4 protein-coding genes are annotated in these 2,050 nt (G+C 36.5%); 2 read left to right on the forward strand and 2 right to left on the reverse strand.

What is annotated here, in order from left to right; all coding sequences use genetic code 11:
* Window positions 1-227, forward strand: a 227-nt coding sequence (locus ACY65O_RS04420) for a hypothetical protein (protein WP_462219637.1), incomplete at its 5' end; no start/stop codon positions are given.
* Between the two features lie 82 nt (window positions 228-309).
* Complete coding sequence (locus tag ACY65O_RS04425; protein WP_462219638.1) at window positions 310-507, forward strand: agmatine deiminase family protein; 198 nt, start codon at window positions 310-312, stop codon at window positions 505-507.
* Window positions 508-520: 13 nt separating this feature from the next.
* On the opposite strand, the gene ACY65O_RS04430 is transcribed toward ACY65O_RS04425, so the two are convergent.
* Together ACY65O_RS04430 and ACY65O_RS04435 are read right to left on the reverse strand one after the other, a co-directional pair.
* Entirely contained in the window at window positions 521-1,150 is a 630-nt protein-coding gene (locus tag ACY65O_RS04430) for a carbonic anhydrase (protein WP_462219639.1), read from the reverse strand.
* A 133-nt stretch (window positions 1,151-1,283) separates the two neighbouring features.
* Entirely contained in the window at window positions 1,284-1,949 is a 666-nt protein-coding gene (locus ACY65O_RS04435; protein WP_462219640.1) for a DUF1579 domain-containing protein, read from the reverse strand.
* Window positions 1,950-2,050: the final 101 nt, after the last annotated feature.

The raw sequence follows: 2,050 nt of genomic DNA on the forward strand, positions 1-2,050 counted from the left end.
AAGGAGAAAACACAACAGTAACAGTAAATATATTCAACCACGGCAATTATACCATTCGCCTGTATGATGTTGATGCCCGTGCTTACATATCATCTCAAACTGTTACACTAACAAAAGGAATAAATCAAACAAGGGTACAGGCAAAGGTTGAAAAAGATAAATTTATAAGAGCTGATTTATTTAAAGATGAAATGCTTGTTCACTATACCGATGTAAGTAAAAAATAATTTTGTTTCTACGTTATGCAAAACCCTGCTTTGTTAATTTTTCTTTTCGGCAGTGTTTTGCATTTTATTTGTTTAAATAAAAATGATGTTTATTTTTCATAATGCTAAAACTAAAATAAGGTTTAGCGGGGAATTAAAATTAAGAGATGAACTGGCAAACAAAATATTACAAAAAGCATTTGCCGGAAGAAAGGTTGTACAAATTGATTGCATGCCCTTACATCATGATGGTGGTGGTGTGCATTGCCATTCAAGAAATGAACCGGCAACAAATAAATGATGTAAAAAATAATTTACACCAGCTTATAAATCTCCATTATATCTTGCAGTATATGAGGGAAATCAATTTTTAAATCAATCAGTTTACCGGTGTGTACATCAAATACCCAGCCATGCACCATTAATCCTCTTTCTATATGAGCTTGTTGTACTGCAGCGGTTTTTATCAGGTTAACGCATTGCTCCTGCACATTTAATTCTATCAGCCTGTCATATCTTTTTTCTTCTTCGGTAATGGCGTTCAATTCGTCTTTATGCAAACGGTACACATCACGTATGTTCCTCAGCCAGGGATTTAAAATTCCTAAATCGGCGCTTTGCATCGCAGCTTTTACACCACCGCAGGCATAGTGGCCGCAAACAATAATGTGGTTTACATTTAAATGCCGCACTGCATAATTCAATACACTCATCACATTTAAATCAATGCTGATAACCATGTTGGCAATATTGCGGTGTACAAAAACTTCACCAGGCTGCACCCCCATTAATTCTTCGGCAGTAACACGGCTGTCGCTGCAGCCAATGTATAAAAATTCGGGGTTTTGTCCTTTACCCAGGTTTTCAAAATAATCAGCATCAATGGCCAATTTTTCAGTTACCCATTGCCGGTTGTTGGCAAATATTTCTTCAATTTTATCCATAAATAATTTTGCTTTAATTTAAAAGAAATTTATTTACCGAAAGGTATGCAGTAAGTTTTAAAGCAAGTTAATAAATAAATAATTGCATAAAAAAACCCTGAAATTTTCAGGGTTATAAAGTCTATTTAAAGATTTATTTTTTCTTCTTAAAAGTACCTTCAATAAATTTCATTTCTTTCCCATCCGGTCCTGCGCCGTATAATGACATGGAGTAAGTGTTATCATCAATCATTTTCATTTCTTCTCTCATATCACTGTCTTTGCCAGTTACCGCATCGGTTTGGTGCCCTTTAAGATTTAAGGTCTTAGTGCCTTCATCATAAGTGCCGCTCATGTGTACAATGCCACTGCCCATGTTATCTATCCAGGTGCTAACAAACATTTTTTTAGCATTATCATAACCCATGGTACTCATACCTTCATGTGGTTGGCCCATCATTGATGAAATATATTTGCCTGTAACATACCTGCCGCCCATTGCCGAAGATTGTATGTTGGTGGCTTTTACTTTTGTTGGTGGTGCACCGGGAGCCATCCATTGGCTTACAGAATCGCAAACCCAGATGCCATTAGTTTTTTCCATCCATTTGTGCATAGCGCCAGGTGCGGCAAAATCCTGCCATGCTTTCATCATAGCGGCTTCATCCATTGGTGGTGCAGCAGTTTCTGTTTTTGCATCTGCCATTTTACTGGTAGTATCGGCAGAAGCGGTTTCCGTTTTTGTTTTATCATCGGCGCTGTTATTACAGCTTAGCAGCAATAAAGTTGCTGAACAAATAGTTAAGGTAATCCGTTTCATGGTTTATAAATTTTAGTTAAACAAAATACAGTTTAGTTTTAGTTTTTGCAAGCAAAATTGATGGGTGGTTTTTGGGGGTTATCAACTTTATATTTCCATGG

The organism is Ferruginibacter sp. (assembly GCF_031430955.1).
Taxonomy (GTDB): domain Bacteria; phylum Bacteroidota; class Bacteroidia; order Chitinophagales; family Chitinophagaceae; genus Ferruginibacter.